At 63.0% G+C, this 14,428-nt stretch carries 14 protein-coding genes and 1 pseudogene; 9 read left to right on the top strand and 6 right to left on the bottom strand.

The window, feature by feature from the left end; all coding sequences use genetic code 11:
- The first annotated feature begins 156 nt into the window (after positions 1-156).
- Positions 157-2,712, top strand: coding sequence for a helix-turn-helix transcriptional regulator (locus GV819_RS08565; protein WP_161755497.1), 2,556 nt, complete (start codon positions 157-159; stop codon positions 2,710-2,712).
- Between the two features lie 10 nt (positions 2,713-2,722).
- On the opposite strand, the gene GV819_RS08560 is transcribed toward GV819_RS08565, so the two are convergent.
- Entirely contained in the window at positions 2,723-3,529 is an 807-nt protein-coding gene (locus tag GV819_RS08560) for an IclR family transcriptional regulator (RefSeq protein ID WP_161755871.1), read from the bottom strand.
- 167 nt (positions 3,530-3,696) lie between these two features.
- On the opposite strand from GV819_RS08560, the gene hmgA reads away from it, so the two are divergent.
- The 4 genes from hmgA (at position 3,697) to GV819_RS08540 (ending at position 8,518) form a co-directional block, all read left to right on the top strand.
- Positions 3,697-5,001 (top strand): homogentisate 1,2-dioxygenase, encoded by a 1,305-nt coding sequence (hmgA, locus tag GV819_RS08555; protein WP_161755495.1) that lies wholly within the window; start codon positions 3,697-3,699, stop codon positions 4,999-5,001.
- A 3-nt stretch (positions 5,002-5,004) separates the two neighbouring features.
- Positions 5,005-6,309 (top strand): fumarylacetoacetase, encoded by a 1,305-nt coding sequence (gene fahA / locus GV819_RS08550; RefSeq protein WP_161755493.1) that lies wholly within the window; start codon positions 5,005-5,007, stop codon positions 6,307-6,309.
- Positions 6,310-6,321: 12 nt separating this feature from the next.
- Complete coding sequence (gene maiA / locus GV819_RS08545) at positions 6,322-6,960, top strand: maleylacetoacetate isomerase (RefSeq protein WP_161755491.1); 639 nt, start codon at positions 6,322-6,324, stop codon at positions 6,958-6,960.
- Between the two features lie 187 nt (positions 6,961-7,147).
- Positions 7,148-8,518, top strand: coding sequence for an MFS transporter (locus GV819_RS08540; protein ID WP_161755489.1), 1,371 nt, complete (start codon positions 7,148-7,150; stop codon positions 8,516-8,518).
- Positions 8,519-8,530: 12 nt separating this feature from the next.
- On the opposite strand, the gene GV819_RS08535 is transcribed toward GV819_RS08540, so the two are convergent.
- The 3 genes from GV819_RS08535 to GV819_RS08525 all read right to left on the bottom strand — a co-directional run bounded on the left by GV819_RS08535 (position 8,531) and on the right by GV819_RS08525 (position 10,750).
- Positions 8,531-8,998, bottom strand: a complete 468-nt coding sequence (locus tag GV819_RS08535) for a GNAT family N-acetyltransferase (RefSeq protein WP_161755487.1) — start codon at positions 8,996-8,998, stop codon at positions 8,531-8,533.
- Between the two features lie 56 nt (positions 8,999-9,054).
- Positions 9,055-9,867, bottom strand: a complete 813-nt coding sequence (locus GV819_RS08530) for a class I SAM-dependent methyltransferase (RefSeq protein ID WP_161755484.1) — start codon at positions 9,865-9,867, stop codon at positions 9,055-9,057.
- A gap of 79 nt (positions 9,868-9,946) precedes the next feature.
- A complete protein-coding gene (locus tag GV819_RS08525) occupies positions 9,947-10,750 on the bottom strand; it encodes a SirB1 family protein (RefSeq protein ID WP_161755482.1) in 804 nt (267 codons plus the stop codon).
- Between the two features lie 182 nt (positions 10,751-10,932).
- Here GV819_RS08525 and GV819_RS08520 point away from each other — a divergent pair, with 182 nt between their 5' ends.
- The 3 genes from GV819_RS08520 to GV819_RS08510 all read left to right on the top strand — a co-directional run bounded on the left by GV819_RS08520 (position 10,933) and on the right by GV819_RS08510 (position 12,709).
- Complete coding sequence (locus tag GV819_RS08520) at positions 10,933-11,952, top strand: Leu/Phe/Val dehydrogenase (RefSeq protein WP_161755480.1); 1,020 nt, start codon at positions 10,933-10,935, stop codon at positions 11,950-11,952.
- Positions 11,953-12,032: 80 nt separating this feature from the next.
- Complete coding sequence (locus GV819_RS08515; protein WP_161755478.1) at positions 12,033-12,287, top strand: hypothetical protein; 255 nt, start codon at positions 12,033-12,035, stop codon at positions 12,285-12,287.
- Entirely contained in the window at positions 12,284-12,709 is a 426-nt protein-coding gene (locus GV819_RS08510; protein WP_161755476.1) for a hypothetical protein, read from the top strand. Before GV819_RS08515 ends, GV819_RS08510 begins: the two co-directional genes overlap by 4 nt.
- A 177-nt stretch (positions 12,710-12,886) precedes the next feature.
- On the opposite strand, the pseudogene GV819_RS08505 reads toward GV819_RS08510, so the two are convergent.
- A pseudogene (locus GV819_RS08505) lies at positions 12,887-13,141 on the bottom strand (YebG family protein); the annotation flags it as partial.
- 273 nt (positions 13,142-13,414) lie between these two features.
- Here GV819_RS08505 and GV819_RS08500 point away from each other — a divergent pair.
- Positions 13,415-13,915: a phosphate-starvation-inducible protein PsiE gene (locus tag GV819_RS08500; protein WP_161755472.1), complete on the top strand. Its 501-nt coding sequence runs from the start codon at positions 13,415-13,417 to the stop codon at positions 13,913-13,915.
- On the opposite strand, the gene GV819_RS08495 is transcribed toward GV819_RS08500, so the two are convergent.
- On the bottom strand, positions 13,912-14,229 hold the full coding sequence (locus GV819_RS08495; protein WP_161755470.1) for a DUF3509 domain-containing protein: 318 nt from the start codon (positions 14,227-14,229) through the stop codon (positions 13,912-13,914). The genes GV819_RS08500 and GV819_RS08495 overlap by 4 nt on opposite strands.
- Positions 14,230-14,428 lie beyond the last annotated feature (199 nt).

The raw sequence follows: 14,428 nt of genomic DNA, 5'->3' as shown, positions 1-14,428 counted from the left end.
GCCCCTGGCGAAGGATGACGCTGCAGTTTGAAAGGCGACCGATCGGTCGCCTTTTTTATGAGCATTGATCAGCCTGCTGAATACTTCTTCAACTGGTTGCGAGGTCGGGGCTAGGGTGGGTGCACGCAGGCTAAAATTATAAAAAGGCACGCTGCAATGACCGCCATGACTCGTTGTCCAGAGCGTCCCGGGTTCATGCCCCGCTTGTCCTCTCATCATTTTTCCCGCAGCCGTCTGAGCACGCCGTTGCTGGCCTCGGGGGCACGGGTCAAGTTGCTCTGCGCGCCTGCTGGCAGCGGCAAGACGGCGCTGCTTGCCGAATGCCTGCAGCAGGCCCCCAGCCCTTGTCGGGTCATCTGGTTGCCCATGGCCGGTGCCCGCCAGAGTCCTGAAGGCTTGTGCCGGGCCCTGGCCACGGCCTTGGGGCTGGCAAGCGACGATGAAGCCTCGGTGCTGGAGCATCTGGCGCACCTGCAGACCCCGGCCTGGTTGTTTATCGACGACTATTGCCGAGTGGCAGCGGCAGACTTGGACTTGCAGCTGGATCGCCTGCTGAGCATCGATAATCCGCTGTTGACCTGGTGGTTGGGCAGTCGCCGTCGTCCCCAATGCAACTGGCCACGATTGCTGCTCGATGACCTGCTCTATGCATTGGATGGTCCGGCCCTGGCGTTCAGCCAGAGCGATATCGAGCAACTGCTGCAACAGCTGCCACAACCGCTCTGCGCGCAAACCGCCAGTCGTATCCTGCAGCGCAGTGGTGGCTGGTGTGCCGGCGTGCGCATTGCCTTGCTCGATGGCAGCGAATTAGCGAGCCAACCCTGCAAGCCGGGGCGCGCCAACACCTTGCTGGAATACCTGGAACATGAGCTGTTCAGCGTATTGCCGGCGGAGCTGGCGGAAGTCTGGCAGGTGCTGGCGCATATGCCGCGGTTCAACGCCGAACTGTGTGAGCACCTGTTTGGCGCCGGGGAGGGGGCCCAGTACCTGCGTACCCTGCAGGACATGGCCTGTTTTATCGAGCCGTGGGAAGGCGACGCCGACTGGTTGCAAGTGTTCCCGCCCCTGACCCGCCTGATGCGAGATGAGGCCTGGCCCTCCGGGCGTTCCTGGCATCGTCGGGCGTGCCAGTGGTTCACCGTCCAGGAGGACTGGCAATCAGCTTTCGAACAAGCACTGCTGGCCGAGGAATATGAGGTGGCCGTCAGCCTGCTGGAACATTTCAGTTTCGAGTTCCTGTTCCAGCAGCACAATGCGCTGTTGCTACTGCAGCTGCATGAGCGACAGGGCGCCGAACTGCTGCTGGGCAGCCCGCAGTTGGTGGGGCTGCTGGTGGCGGCGCTGTTGTTTGCCGGGCGCTTCGAGCAGGCCGGGCAATGCATGCAGCAGATGGCCCGGTTCGCACCGCAACCGATGGCCACCGGGCAGCGCCAACTGCTGGCCCGCTGGCAGGCGCAACAGGGCTGGTTGCTGCATCTGGGCGGGCGGATGGACGCCGCGCGCCAGCACTTTCTCGAGGCGCTGAGCGAGCTGGATGACAGCGCCTGGACCATCCGTTTGCTGTGCCTGTCCGGCCTGACCCAGCAAGCGCTGCTGTGCGGTGAACTGGACGTGGCCCAGGCCTTCAATCGTGAAGCGCTGTGCCTGGCCCGGTCTCAGGATGCACTGCTGCTCGAAGGCTTGCTGGAACTCGATCATGCGCAGTTGCTGGAGCAGCGCGGCGCCCCCCATCGGGCCCAGAGCCTGCTGGAACAGGTCAGCGAGCGTTTGTCGCGACAGGCGCTGCGGGCCACGCCTTTGCTCGGACGCATTGCCTTGCGCCTTGGCCGTCTGGCGTTGCGCCAGGGAGATGAGCAGGAAGCCGCCAGCTACTTTCGCAGCGGGCTTGAGGATTGCCAGGCGAGCCATGACAAACGCGCCTTGTATGGTTTTCTCGGCCAGGCCCAATTGGCCGCCAACCAAGGGGATTACGCCCAGGCTTTTATTCGTCTGCGAGACGCCGAGCGGCTGATGCAGCAGCGGCAGGTTCCGGACACGGTCTACCGTGGGGTGCTACTGCAGGTCAGCAGCCAATTCTGGCTGCAGCAGCGCCGGCCGGAGCTGGCCCATGAGGCCTTGAGCCGAGTGCTCCGGCATTTTCGCGGGCCCCAGGCGCTGCAGGCACCACCGGCCACCCTCGAATTGATCCCGGGTATTGAGTACTTGCTGGTACTGGCCGAGGTTCAGCTGGGCCGCGCTCAAGTGCCGATTGCAACCTTGCAGGGGGTGTTGGCCAGGGTTCGGCGCCACGGCATGCTGGGGCTGGAGGCCGAGGTGCAGTTGGCCTTGGCCGAAGTGGCTTATGTGCAAGGCGATGCAACGTTGGCGGCCGGAGCGTTGCAGGCCGGGCAGGCATTGGTGCTGCGCTGCAATCTGCCCCAGGCCCTGCACGAGTTGCGGCTGCGGCAACCGGCGCTGGTGCAAGGGCTGGAGCGCCGTGAAAGCGTTGCGCTGGTTGAGCCCGAGGTGAGCCGCAACAGCTTGCTCAGTCAGCGGGAGCTGCAAGTATTGCAACTGATTGCCCAGGGCTGTTCGAACCAGCAGATTGCCGCGCAGTTGTTCATTTCCCTGCACACGGTGAAGACCCACGGCCGCCGGATTCACAGCAAGTTGGGAGTGGAGCGGCGCACCCAGGCGGTGGCCAAGGCCCAGGCCCTGGGGTTGATGAGCTGATCCGCAGTGCTTAGGCAGGCTGCGGCTGATAACCCATGCGCCAGCTCACCGCGGAGCTGGCTGCCAGCAGGCGACTGGCGGCCGGGCCATGCTCATCGGCATGGAACAACGAGGTCGGCCCGACCACGGTGAGGACTGCGGCGATTTTGCCGGTGGCATCGAACACCGGCGCCGACAATGCATCGACCCCGGGCATCAGCAAGCCGTGGACATGGTGCAGGCCGTGCTGGCGAATCTGCTCGGCGAGGGCATCGTGGGCCTGTGGGTCGGCCAGGGCGTGGGGGCTGCCGGTCAACAGCTCCTGCTGGCGCAGGTCGAGGGTTTCCCGCGGTGGCAGGTAGGCGTTGAACACCAGACCGGTGGAGGAACTGAGCAGCGGCAACACCGAGCCCAACTGGGTGACCACGGTCACCGCGCGCACTGCCGGCTCAATGTGCACCACGGTGGCCCCCTGGTTGCCCCACACCGCGAGGAAACAGGTTTCGTTCAACTCATCGCGCAGTTCTGCCAGGGGCAGGGCCGCCACCTTCAATACATCCATGCTGTTCAAGGCGGCCAGGCCCACCCGCAGGGCTTCACGGCCAAGGCCGTAGTGATTGGTGGCGGAGTTCTGTTCGGCAAAGCCACTGGCAATCAATGCCTGTAGATAACGATGCACCTTGCTCGCGGGCATTTGCACATGTTCAGCCAGGCGCGAAAGGGAAGTGGCCGGTGACAGTTCGGCCAGGGCCTTGAGGATGTCGGTGCCGACTTCGGCTGAGCGGACTTTCTGTTTACCGGTGCTGTCGCTGCTGCTGCTGCTGCGCGGCTTTTCCATGGAGGTGTCGGGGTCCCGTGACAAGTGGCGGTCTTTATAGCTTGACGCTCCCAGGCAATCAAATTACGTTATGCGTAATTGGATTACGATAAAAATAACCCAGGCGTGCCCGGAACTCTTGCGAAGGAGTGGCAGGCCCCTGCCTACTCCAACTTCCAGGAGGCTCCATGAACCTCGATTCTTCGGCGTCGGCCCTCAGCTACCAGTCCGGCTTTGGCAATGAGTTCGCCAGCGAGGCCCTGCCAGGCGCACTGCCGGTCGGCCAGAACTCCCCTCAGAAGGCTCCCTACGGCCTGTACACCGAGCTGTTTTCCGGCACCGCCTTCACCATGACCCGCAGTGAGTCCCGGCGTACCTGGATGTACCGTATCCAGCCTTCCGCCAACCATCCGGCGTTCGTCAAACTCGAACGTCAGTTGGCGGGTGGCCCGTTGGGGGACGTGACGCCCAACCGCCTGCGATGGAACCCGTTGCAGATCCCGGCGGAACCCACCGATTTCATCGATGGCCTGGTCGCCATGGTGGCCAACTCTGCAGCGCAGAAGCCCGCTGGTATCAGCGTCTATCACTACCGCGCCAACCGTTCCATGGAGCGGGTGTTCTTCAATGCCGACGGCGAAATGCTCCTGGTGCCTGAACTGGGACGCCTGCGCATCGCCACCGAACTGGGTGTGCTGGACCTTGAGCCGCTGGAAATCGCCGTGCTGCCTCGGGGCCTGAAGTTCCGTGTCGAGTTGCTGGACGCGCAAGCCCGGGGCTACATCGCCGAGAACCACGGTGCGCCACTGCGCCTGCCGGACCTGGGTCCTATTGGCAGCAACGGCCTGGCCAACCCCCGGGACTTCCTGACCCCGGTGGCCCATTACGAAGACCTCAAGCAGCCCACCACCCTGGTGCAGAAGTTCCTTGGTGAGCTCTGGAGCTGCGAGCTCGATCATTCGCCGCTGAACGTGGTGGCCTGGCACGGCAACAACGTGCCGTACAAATATGACCTGCGCCGTTTCAATACCATCGGCACCGTCAGCTTCGATCACCCGGACCCGTCGATCTTTACCGTGCTGACCTCGCCCACCAGCGTGCCGGGCCTGGCCAACCTCGACTTCGTGATCTTCCCGCCGCGCTGGATGGTGGCCGAGAACACCTTCCGTCCACCGTGGTTCCACCGCAACCTGATGAACGAGTTCATGGGCCTGATCCAGGGCGCCTACGATGCCAAGGCCGAAGGCTTCCTGCCCGGTGGCGCGTCCCTGCACAGCTGCATGAGTGCCCATGGGCCGGATGGCGAGACCTGCACCAAAGCAATCAGCGTCGAGTTGCAACCGGCGAAGATCGACAACACCATGGCGTTCATGTTCGAGACCAGCCAGGTGCTGCGTCCCAGCCAGTTCGCCTTGCAATGCCCGGAACTGCAGAACGACTACGATGCTTGCTGGGCCTCGCTGCCCGCCACCTTCAACCCGAATCGGAGATAACCCATGACCCTGCCAACCATCACCCGTAGCTGGGTCGAGTCCGCCAACGGTCACCCCGACTTCCCGTTGCAGAACTTGCCTCTGGGCGTCTTCAGCACCCAGGGATCGGCGCCCCGCAGCGGCGTCGCGATTGGCGCACAGGTTTTCGACCTGGAAGCGGCGCTGGCTGCCGGGTTGTTCGAAGGCCTGGCCAAGACCGCGGTAGAAGCCGCGCGCGGCGGCCAGTTGAACGGTTTTTTCCAGCTTGGTCGCCCGGCCCGTGTCGCCTTGCGCGAGCGCCTGCTGGAGCTGCTGAGTGAAGGCAGCAGCCTGCGCGGCAAGATCGAAGCCCAAGGGGCGAAGCTGCTGCCCCTGGCGGCGGACTGCCAAATGCACCTGCCGGCGAAAATCAGCGACTACACCGACTTCTATGTCGGCATCGAACATGCGCAGAACGTCGGCAAGCTGTTCCGTCCCGACAATCCCCTGCTGCCCAACTACAAGTACGTGCCCATCGGTTATCACGGTCGCGCCTCGACCATTCGCGCTTCCGGTGCCGACGTGCGCCGGCCCAAGGGCCAGACCTTGCCGGCAGGGCAGAGCGAGCCGACCTTCGGCCCCTGCGCGCGCCTGGACTATGAGCTGGAACTGGGCATCTGGATCGGCCAGGGCAACGAGATGGGCGAGTCGATTGCCATTGGCGACGCCGCCGAGCACATCGCCGGCTTCTGCCTGCTCAATGACTGGTCTGCGCGGGATATCCAGGCCTGGGAATACCAGCCATTGGGGCCGTTCCTGTCGAAAAGCTTCATCACCAGCATCTCGCCGTGGGTAGTGACCGCCGAGGCTCTGGAACCTTTCCGCCGGGCCCAGCCCCAGCGCCCGGAAGGCGACCCGCAGCCCCTGCCTTACCTGCTGGATCAGCGCGACCAGGCCGCTGGCGGCTTCGACATCGAGCTGGAAGTGCTGCTGACCACCCAGGCCATGCGTGAACAGGGCCTGCCGGCGCACCGCCTGACCCTGAGCAACACCCAGCACATGTACTGGACCGTGGCGCAGATGGTGGCTCACCACAGCGTCAATGGTTGCCAGTTGCAGGCCGGTGACCTGTTCGGTTCGGGCACCTTGTCCGGTCCGCAAAGTGGTCAGTTCGGCAGCCTGCTGGAGATCACCGAAGGCGGCAAGAAAGCCATCGAACTGGCCTCCGGCGAGGTGCGCAAGTTCCTCGAGGATGGCGACGAAATCATCCTGCGCGGGCGCTGCAGTCGTGAAGGTTTCGCCTCCATTGGCTTCGGCGAATGCCGTGGCACCGTCCAACCGGCCCGCTAAGGGGAGAGCCTCATGCAGCTCTATACCTATTACCGTTCCACCGCGTCCTACCGGGTGCGCATTGCCCTGGCCCTCAAGGGCCTGGATTTCCAGGCCATCCCGGTCAACCTGCTGGAGCCCAAGGGCGGGGCCAACCGCCAGCCGGAATACCTGGGCATCAACCCCCAGGGCCGGGTGCCGGCGCTGCGTACCGACGACGGCAACCTGCTGATCCAGTCACTGGCGATCATCGAATACCTGGAAGAGCGTTATCCACAGGTACCGCTGCTGTCCAAGGACCTGGTCAGCCGCGCTCATGAGCGGGCGGTGGCGGCGATCATCGGTTGCGACATTCACCCGCTGCACAACTCCAGCACCCAGAACCTGCTGCGCGAGTGGGGGCATGAAGAGGCCCAACTGCTGGTGTGGATTGATCACTGGATCAGCCAGGGCTTGGCCGCCCTGGAGCAACTGATCGGCGATCAGGGCTTCTGTTTCGGCGACCAGCCGGGCCTGGCCGACGTGTTCCTGATTCCCCAACTGTATGCCGCCGAGCGTTTCAAGGTTTCCCTGGAAGCCTACCCGCGGATCCTCCGGGTCGCGGCCCTGGCTGCCGCGCATCCGGCGTTCCAGGCCGCGCATCCGGCCAATCAGCCCGATACTCCGGCCTGATCCGTCCACGCGCCTCTGTCTCCCAGCGGCGCGTGGCATTGGCCCCTGCACCCGCAGCCACTAGCTCGGACGGCGTTCGCAGGCCAAGCCCCCAGGAGCTGTAACCTCTTCTGGGCGCTACCCAAGGATCTGAACCACCTGCACCAGCAGCACCCATAACCATAAAAAAACCAACAGGTACCTTGCGATGCAAAATCAGATTGCCAGCTTTCGCGCTGCGCTCGACGCCCGCCCGGTGTCCCGCTACCAGTGGTTGCTCTTGTTGCTTCTCGCCTTGCTGCTGGTCACCGACGGCTACGACGCCCAGGTCCTGGGGTACGTGGTGCCGGCCCTGGCCCAGGACTGGGGCCTGGAAAAGTCCGCCTTCGGCCCGGTGTTCAGCGCCAACCTGCTGGGGCTGACCCTGGGCTCGCTGGCGGTGACGCCTCTGGCGGACCGTTTCGGAGTGCGGCGAATCCTGCTCTGTTGCGTGTTGATCTATGCCAGCCTGACGGTGCTGATGGTGTTCGCCAATTCCCTCGACAGCCTGATGGCCGCGCGCTTTATCTGCGGCATTGGCATGGGCGGGGCGATGCCCAGCGCCATGGCCCTGATGTCCGAGTATTCGCCGCCACGCCTGCGCACCCTGATGGTCACCCTGGCCGCTTGCGGTTTCTCCTTTGGCGGCGCCGCGGGTGGTTTTGTCGCCGCCGGTTTCATCGACCGCTTTGGTTGGGAAGCGGTGTTCCTGGCGGGTGGGGTGACGCCGTTGCTGCTGTTTCCGTTCCTGGTCTGGCGCTTGCCCGAGTCCCTGCCGCGCCTGCTGCGGGACGCGCCGCCGTATGCCCGCCTGCGCAAGGTCAGTGCCCAGATGCTCCCGGACTGGCAGCCACCGCCGCTCTCCAGCAGCCCTGAGCAACAGCCGCCAGCCAGCAACCTCACGGTCGTGGAGTTGTTCCGCCAGGGCTATGCACGGCCGACGCTGCTGATCTGGTCGACCTTTTTCGTCAGCCTGATCCTGCTGTATTTCATGATCAGCTGGTTGCCGACACTGCTGCTGGAAAGCGGCCTGGCCTTGAAGCAGGCCAACCTGGTGACTTCGATGTTCCTGTTCGCCGGGACCCTCGGCGCCATCTGCATGGCCTGGTTCGCCGATCGCCTGAAACGCAAGGTACGCCTGTTGGCCGCTGTGCTGACGGCGGCGGCGCTGTGCACCGTGCTGCTGGGTCTGAACCACGACAACCCGCGCTACCTGGTGCTGTTCGTGTTCGCCGCAGGTTTTTGCATCATCGGCGGGCAACTGACCCTCAACGCCTTCGCCAGCAACTTCTACCCGGCCCATGTGCGCGCCACCGGCACCGGCTGGGCGCTGGGGGTAGGGCGTTTCGGTTCGATCCTCGGGCCATTGTTCGGCGGCATGCTGTTGGCGATGCATATTCCGGTGCAGCAGATTTTCTTTTTCTGCGCGATTCCGGCGTTGCTGGCGGCCTTGTTGATCATCCAGGTGCGTGCGCCGGCCGAGGCGCCTTCGGGGGACGCGGGAGCGGCCCCGGAACTGCAGGCGCCGCTCAAGTCCTGAAGGGGGGCTGGCTCAGCGTGCCAGGTGCTTGAGCATCGGCACGCAGGCCAGGGTCAGGCCCCGGGGCGACTGGTACTGGGCAACCCGCTCGCCAACGAAGCCGCAACTGCGATAAAAGTCGGCGGCGTTCAGCGTCGAGTCCAGGATCAGGTGCGACAGGCCGGCCTCCAGGGCCAGTGCTTCGAGGTGATGCATCATTTGCCGGCCGATCCCGCGGCCCATGTACGCCGGGTCGACAAACACCGCGTCGACCTGGCCGGACTCCAGGTCGAGCATGCCGCTGGCGGTCACCTGATCGTCGATGATTGCTACGTGCCCGGTCTTCTCCAGTATCTCGATGAAGTATTCACCAAGGCTGCCGGCGGTCCAGAGCTGCAGGTCTGCGGCTGGATAGTGGCCGCAGCACTGGTGGTTGATGGCCTGGTTGCGAATGTCGAAGACCCGTTGTGCATCGTCGCCATGAGCTTTTCTGATCAGCATGTTGTGCCCGTTCCCTGGAGTAAGCCGCCCATCCTGCCAGAGCCCGGAAGGGTCTGTCATGCGGCCTTGGCCTGGATCAGCAACAGTCCCCAGCCGGTGAGCAGGGTGCCATCGGCCTGCAGCAAGGGCTGCGTGGCACTGTGCAGTTCATTTTTCATCAGCGCCCGATTGGCGGGTGTCAGGCGATCCAGGTCGTAGGTTTCCCCCAGCGAATCCCAGAGTTCCTCGAAGGTTGGCGTCCACGCCAGGTCCAGCTCCTCGAACTGCAGTGCGGTGAAATTCGTGCTCAGCAGGTCTCGCCACCCACTCTGTGATTGAGTGCGTGGATCGACCAGAGGCAGAGGAGGGAGCTGGTCGCGTCTGGCGGCGGCGCGAAAGACCTGCAGGTATTGCTGCCCCAACTCGCCCAGCAGAAAGGATCGACCGACGATCGCCGAGAGTTGTCCGCCCGTGGCCAGGACCCGATGCACCTCCCCCAACACCTGATCGATGTCGCTCATGAGCATCAGTGCCAGGTGCGATACCACGGCACCCACACTGCCCGTGGCCAGGGACAGGGATTGGGCTCGCTCATGGAGTAGCAGCCCGCGGTCCGCGAGGCGGGCGCGTGCCGCTGCCAGCTCGGTGGTGCTCATGTCGACGCCGGTCAATTTCGCCTCGGGGTATTTCCTGGCCAGCAGATCCAGGAGGAAACCATCGCCACAGCCCAGGTCCAGTATCTGTGCGTGAGACTGATCGGTGGTGAGTGTCGCCACCAGCATGTCGTAGGAGCTACCGCGTCCCGGCAGGCTCAGCCCGGCGAAGGCTGGAGGCGTGGTGCCTGGGCGCCGCTGGTGGAAGTCCTGGAGAAATCGTTCGGCGCTGTTCATGCGTTTTCATCCTTGAAGTCAAAGGGGTGCGGGGCATTGTGGCATGGGAGGGCGCCGAGACCAGAATCGAGGTCACGGTTCAGTGAACGATGCTGTTGGGTGGCAGATGCCCCAGGCGCTCGGTCAGTCGTAGACGTTGGATAGGATCGTCGCTGAGCAGCAGTGCGTGCTCCAGGTCGAAGCGTTCGGCATTCGGGCATTCCAGGCGCTGGTAGAGGCTGGCCCGAGCCAGGTAGTCGGCGGCATTGCCATTGCCCAGTTCCAGGACCCGTTCGGCATTGATCAGGGCGCCGAGGTTGTCGTCGTAGGACAGGTGCAATTGGCGCAGGTTGCGCGACAGGCGCTGGAACATCTGCAGGGGCTCGGCACTGGCCAGGTGTTCGGCGTTGAGCTTGATATGGGCACCGTACTGGCGTTGCAGCAGTTCCCGGCAGTCGTTGGGGTACAGCCGGCGTCCGCCGCAAGGGTCCAGCAGGTGGTCGGCACCGGGCACCCGCAGCAGGAAGTGCCCGGGAAAATTCACCCCCACCAGGGGAATCTGCAGCCTTTGCGCCAGCTCCAGGGCAATCAGCGCCAAGGCCAGGGGCTGGCCGCGCCGACGTTCCAGGACCTTGTCCATCAGGGCTGCCTGCGGGCGCAGCGGCAGGTGCTCGTCTTGCTGGAAGCCCTGGTCGTTCAGCAGACGCAGCAGGGGTTGGCCCTGCTCGCTGGCGGGCAACAGCGGCAGGCCGGCGCTGATCTGCTGCTGGACCTGCTTGAACCCCTCCAGCAACCGCTCGGGCACCACCGCCGACTCATGCTCGGCAGCAATCCACAGGGCCGCTTCCAGCAGGGCAGGTGGTGAGCGGTGCAGGCAGGCGAAAAAAGCTTGGCGCGGGTTCATCTCAATCTCCGACGGATGCCTCGTTTTAGCCTCGTCGAGTAGGTTCGTCCAGTGTTGAAATATGTGGTGGCAGGTTATTTCCCAAAGCCTGCCAATCCCTCCTGCTTATTCCTGCTCGGCGCAGCAAATTTCAGGCGCAAGCCTATACTGGCGACTACAAGAAGTGATTCGGGAGCCCGTCGATGTTCGCTCTCATGCACAGTACTCGCCTTGAATCGCTGCACCTCAGCGTCGACCCGAGCACCGGGTTGAAGGCAGTCATTGCCATCCACAACAACCGCCTGGGGCCTGCCCTGGGTGGTTGCCGTTATCTCGCCTATCCCGACGATACCAGTGCCGTGGAGGATGCCGCGCGCCTGGCCCAGGGCATGAGCTACAAGGCTGCCCTGGCCGGCCTGTCTCAAGGCGGCGGTACCGCGGTAATCATCCGTCCCGCCCATGTGGAAAGCCGCGCTGCGCTGTTCGAGGCCTTTGGTCGTTGCATCGAGCAATTGGATGGGCGTTACATCACTGCGATCGACAGCGGCACCTCGGTGGCCGACATGGATTGCATCGCCCAGCAGACCCGCTACGTCACCAGTACCACCGCTGCCGGGGACCCGGCTCCTCATGCGGCCATGGGGGTTTTCGCCGGCATTCGCAGCACCGCCATGGCACGCCTGGGCAGCGACAATCTGGAAGGCTTGCGGGTGGCCATCCAGGGCTTGGGCAACGTCGGTTATGCCCTGGCCGAACAACTGCATGCCGCCGGGGCAGAATTGCTGGTCAGCGATATCGATTCCGGCAAGGTGCAACTGGCCATGGAGCAACTGGGTGCGCACCCGATTGCCAATGACTCACTGCTCAGCACCCCTTGCGACATTCTCGCGCCCTGCGGCCTGGGGGCGGTGCTCAACAGCCTCAGCGTGGCGCAACTGCGCTGTGCAGCGGTGGCCGGTTCGGCGAACAATCAACTGACCAACCTGCAGGTTGCCGATCAACTGGAGCGGCGCGGGATTCTCTACGCCCCGGATTACGTGATCAACTCGGGGGGCTTGATCTACGTGTCCCTCAAGCATCGCAATGAAGAACTCTCGGTCATCACTGCCCACCTGTCGAAGATCAGCCTGCGCCTGACGGAAATCTTCGCCCATGCCCAGGCAGAAAAACGCTCCCCGGCGCGAGTGGCCGACGAACTGGCGGAGCGGGTGCTGTACCGCTAGGCATTCATGCCTTAACCCTTCGCGCCGCTCTCTGTAACATCCGGCTCCAGAGCACCCACTGACAAGGACTGTATTGAACGATGCTTGAAGCGCTGGAGAGTGGGTTGGATGAGCCGTTGTCCTGCCTGTTGCGGGCGGGGGCGGACATTGAGTCGGTTCGCGATGTTCTTGTGTCGTACCGGGACAAGGGCTTTGCCGCAGAGGCCGTATACAACTACCTGGCATCGCTCAGGCTTGGCGCATCGCAAGTGCTCGAAGACCGAGTTCTGGAAGCCATGGATATCGCCTCAGGCTATTGCTCCGAAGGCGCCAGGGTGTGGGACCTCGCGCAATGACCGTGCCAGATACTGACCAGCCATTGGCCGGGTGTTCCCTCAGGCAACTGCAGTTGTACGCAGCGGCATGCCTGGCGGCTTACTGCGAACGAAAAGGCATTGGCCACCCGTCTGTTGATGACTTGCTAAAGCACCTGGAGGGCTACCCGGAAAAGGGCAGTTTACTGGCGTGGGAGAGAGCCGGGGCGCTGCTGGCATTGAATGGTCGCGGAGATGATTGGCCCCAGGAGCTTGCCGCTTTGATCGCGCCTGAAGAGGTCGAGGCATTCGCCTGCATCGTTGATAGCGCGGTTGAGGTGGGAATTGTTGAGCTGTATGGCGACTCAACAGATTTGCCCCTGACCTTTGTGCGCAAGATCACTTCCCTGCTGCGTCGCAACGCTATCGAATTGCCTGATCCGCCAGGGATAACGGCAATTTAGCCAGCCACTGCAGCAGTGGCACCCTTGCATTCGCCGGCATGAAAAAAGCCCTGTGCCGTGGGCACAGGGCTTATTCAATTTGCGTGAAGCCTATTTCGCAGCCTTGGCCGCTTTTGCCGGTTTGGCCGGCGCCTCGACTTCGGCGGGTTGCTGCGCTTCAACAGCCTCCACTGCGGGAGCGGGGGCACTGAGCAACTCGGACAACGCATCCGGCTGGCTTTTGAATGCCTTGGCGAACACATCGCGGTTTTTCGCCATGTAGATCCCGGCTTCTTCCACCTGCTGCTCGCTCAGCGACGGCACGGCTTTTTGCAACACTTCGGCGAGCAACTCAGCCAGTTCGAGCATTTTGTCATGACGATCAGCTTCGGCTTTATCCATGAACAAGCGCTCCAGATCTCGGCTGCTGCGGTATACCACTTCGACGGCCATTCACCACCTCACATGCCTTCACGATAATGGGTCTGTATAAATACTGTATCTATATACAGGTCGAGAGAATAGGCGAAACCCTTTCCCTTGGATAGTGGCTTTTTAATGTAGACGGAAATTTTTTCTATGTGGCCGAGGTCACATCATGCCAACGTGCCTCATCGCATCCAGCCAGCCTCTCACCAACGGGCTCCTGGCCTTTTTTCTGCATGCAGAACAACCGTCACGTCCGATCCGCATCATCCGGTCGAAACGACCTAAGGAAGAACCACCGTGAAAATCAATTGGGCCGAGAACCTGCGACAGAACGTCCATCAATTGGCCGAGTCCCTGGGTAACCTGTTCGTCGAGACATTCCATTACCTGGCACTGTTCGCCATTGGCGCGGTAACCGCTTGGGCTGCGGTGATGGAATTTTTACAGATGATCGAGGCGGGCCACATCAAGATCGACGACATCCTGCTGCTGTTCATCTACCTGGAATTGGGGGCGATGGTCGGCATCTACTTCAAGACCAACCACATGCCGGTGCGCTTTCTGATCTACGTGGCGATCACTGCGCTGACCCGGTTGCTGATCTCCAACGTCTCCCACCACAACCCGCCGGATATCGGGATCATCTACCTGTGTGGCGGGATCCTGCTGCTGGCCTTCGCGATCCTGGTGGTGCGCTACGCCTCGTCGCAATTCCCTTCGGTGAAGATCCAGCACCCGCAGCGCAAGATCGGTGCGGGCTCCGGCGAGCATCCGGAAGTGGAAAAGGGCGAGCTTTAACACCTCAGGGCGAGGGGCGCGGGTGCCTGGCCTGCGGGAGGCGGCAGCTTGAAGCTGTCGCCGTTGGTCATGGCTTCGAGGATGGCCACGGCGCTGTGTCCCTGCTCGATGGCGATGCCGAATTGAATGCTTTGCACCAGGCGCTTGATCCGCTGCGGGTCATTGCGCTGGGCCGCACTGATCATGCGCTTGGCCACTACCCGGCCGGCTTGGGACAGGGTCAGCATGATGCTGCCGTCCAGGCCCTGGATGCTCAGGTTGACCTGATAGTCCGGGGTGAAGGTGTCGGTAATCAGTTGAAAAGGGCTGTCCATGGTGCGTCACCACTTGATTGGATCGTGCAGTCATTGACTGGCAAGGCGTGGAATTAGTTCGCGATTCCAGACCACTGGCCGGTCGTTCGCCGAGGGTTGCCAACGTCCATATTCCTCAAGTGCGATAAAGCAAAGGACATGCCGGGAAACTCGCCGAGCAATGATTGCGGGCACAAAAAAGCGGACCATCAGGTCCGCT

Origin of the sequence: Pseudomonas sp. Fl5BN2, assembly GCF_009908205.1 — a bacterium.
GTDB lineage: Bacteria > Pseudomonadota > Gammaproteobacteria > Pseudomonadales > Pseudomonadaceae > Aquipseudomonas.
This window is presented reverse-complemented; position numbering and strand designations above follow the sequence as displayed.

Bases quoted from the DNA above. Each gene is read 5' to 3' on its own strand.
- GV819_RS08565 (WP_161755497.1), top strand. From the start codon at position 157: ATGACCGCCATGACTCGTTGTCCAGAGCGTCCCGGGTTCATGCCCCGC.
- GV819_RS08560 (WP_161755871.1), bottom strand. From the start codon at position 3,529: ATGGAAAAGCCGCGCAGCAGCAGCAGCAGCGACAGCACCGGTAAACAG.
- hmgA (WP_161755495.1), top strand. From the start codon at position 3,697: ATGAACCTCGATTCTTCGGCGTCGGCCCTCAGCTACCAGTCCGGCTTT.
- fahA (WP_161755493.1), top strand. From the start codon at position 5,005: ATGACCCTGCCAACCATCACCCGTAGCTGGGTCGAGTCCGCCAACGGT.
- maiA (WP_161755491.1), top strand. From the start codon at position 6,322: ATGCAGCTCTATACCTATTACCGTTCCACCGCGTCCTACCGGGTGCGC.
- GV819_RS08540 (WP_161755489.1), top strand. From the start codon at position 7,148: ATGCAAAATCAGATTGCCAGCTTTCGCGCTGCGCTCGACGCCCGCCCG.
- GV819_RS08535 (WP_161755487.1), bottom strand. From the start codon at position 8,998: ATGCTGATCAGAAAAGCTCATGGCGACGATGCACAACGGGTCTTCGAC.
- GV819_RS08530 (WP_161755484.1), bottom strand. From the start codon at position 9,867: ATGAACAGCGCCGAACGATTTCTCCAGGACTTCCACCAGCGGCGCCCA.
- GV819_RS08525 (WP_161755482.1), bottom strand. From the start codon at position 10,750: ATGAACCCGCGCCAAGCTTTTTTCGCCTGCCTGCACCGCTCACCACCT.
- GV819_RS08520 (WP_161755480.1), top strand. From the start codon at position 10,933: ATGTTCGCTCTCATGCACAGTACTCGCCTTGAATCGCTGCACCTCAGC.
- GV819_RS08515 (WP_161755478.1), top strand. From the start codon at position 12,033: ATGCTTGAAGCGCTGGAGAGTGGGTTGGATGAGCCGTTGTCCTGCCTG.
- GV819_RS08510 (WP_161755476.1), top strand. From the start codon at position 12,284: ATGACCGTGCCAGATACTGACCAGCCATTGGCCGGGTGTTCCCTCAGG.
- GV819_RS08495 (WP_161755470.1), bottom strand. From the start codon at position 14,229: ATGGACAGCCCTTTTCAACTGATTACCGACACCTTCACCCCGGACTAT.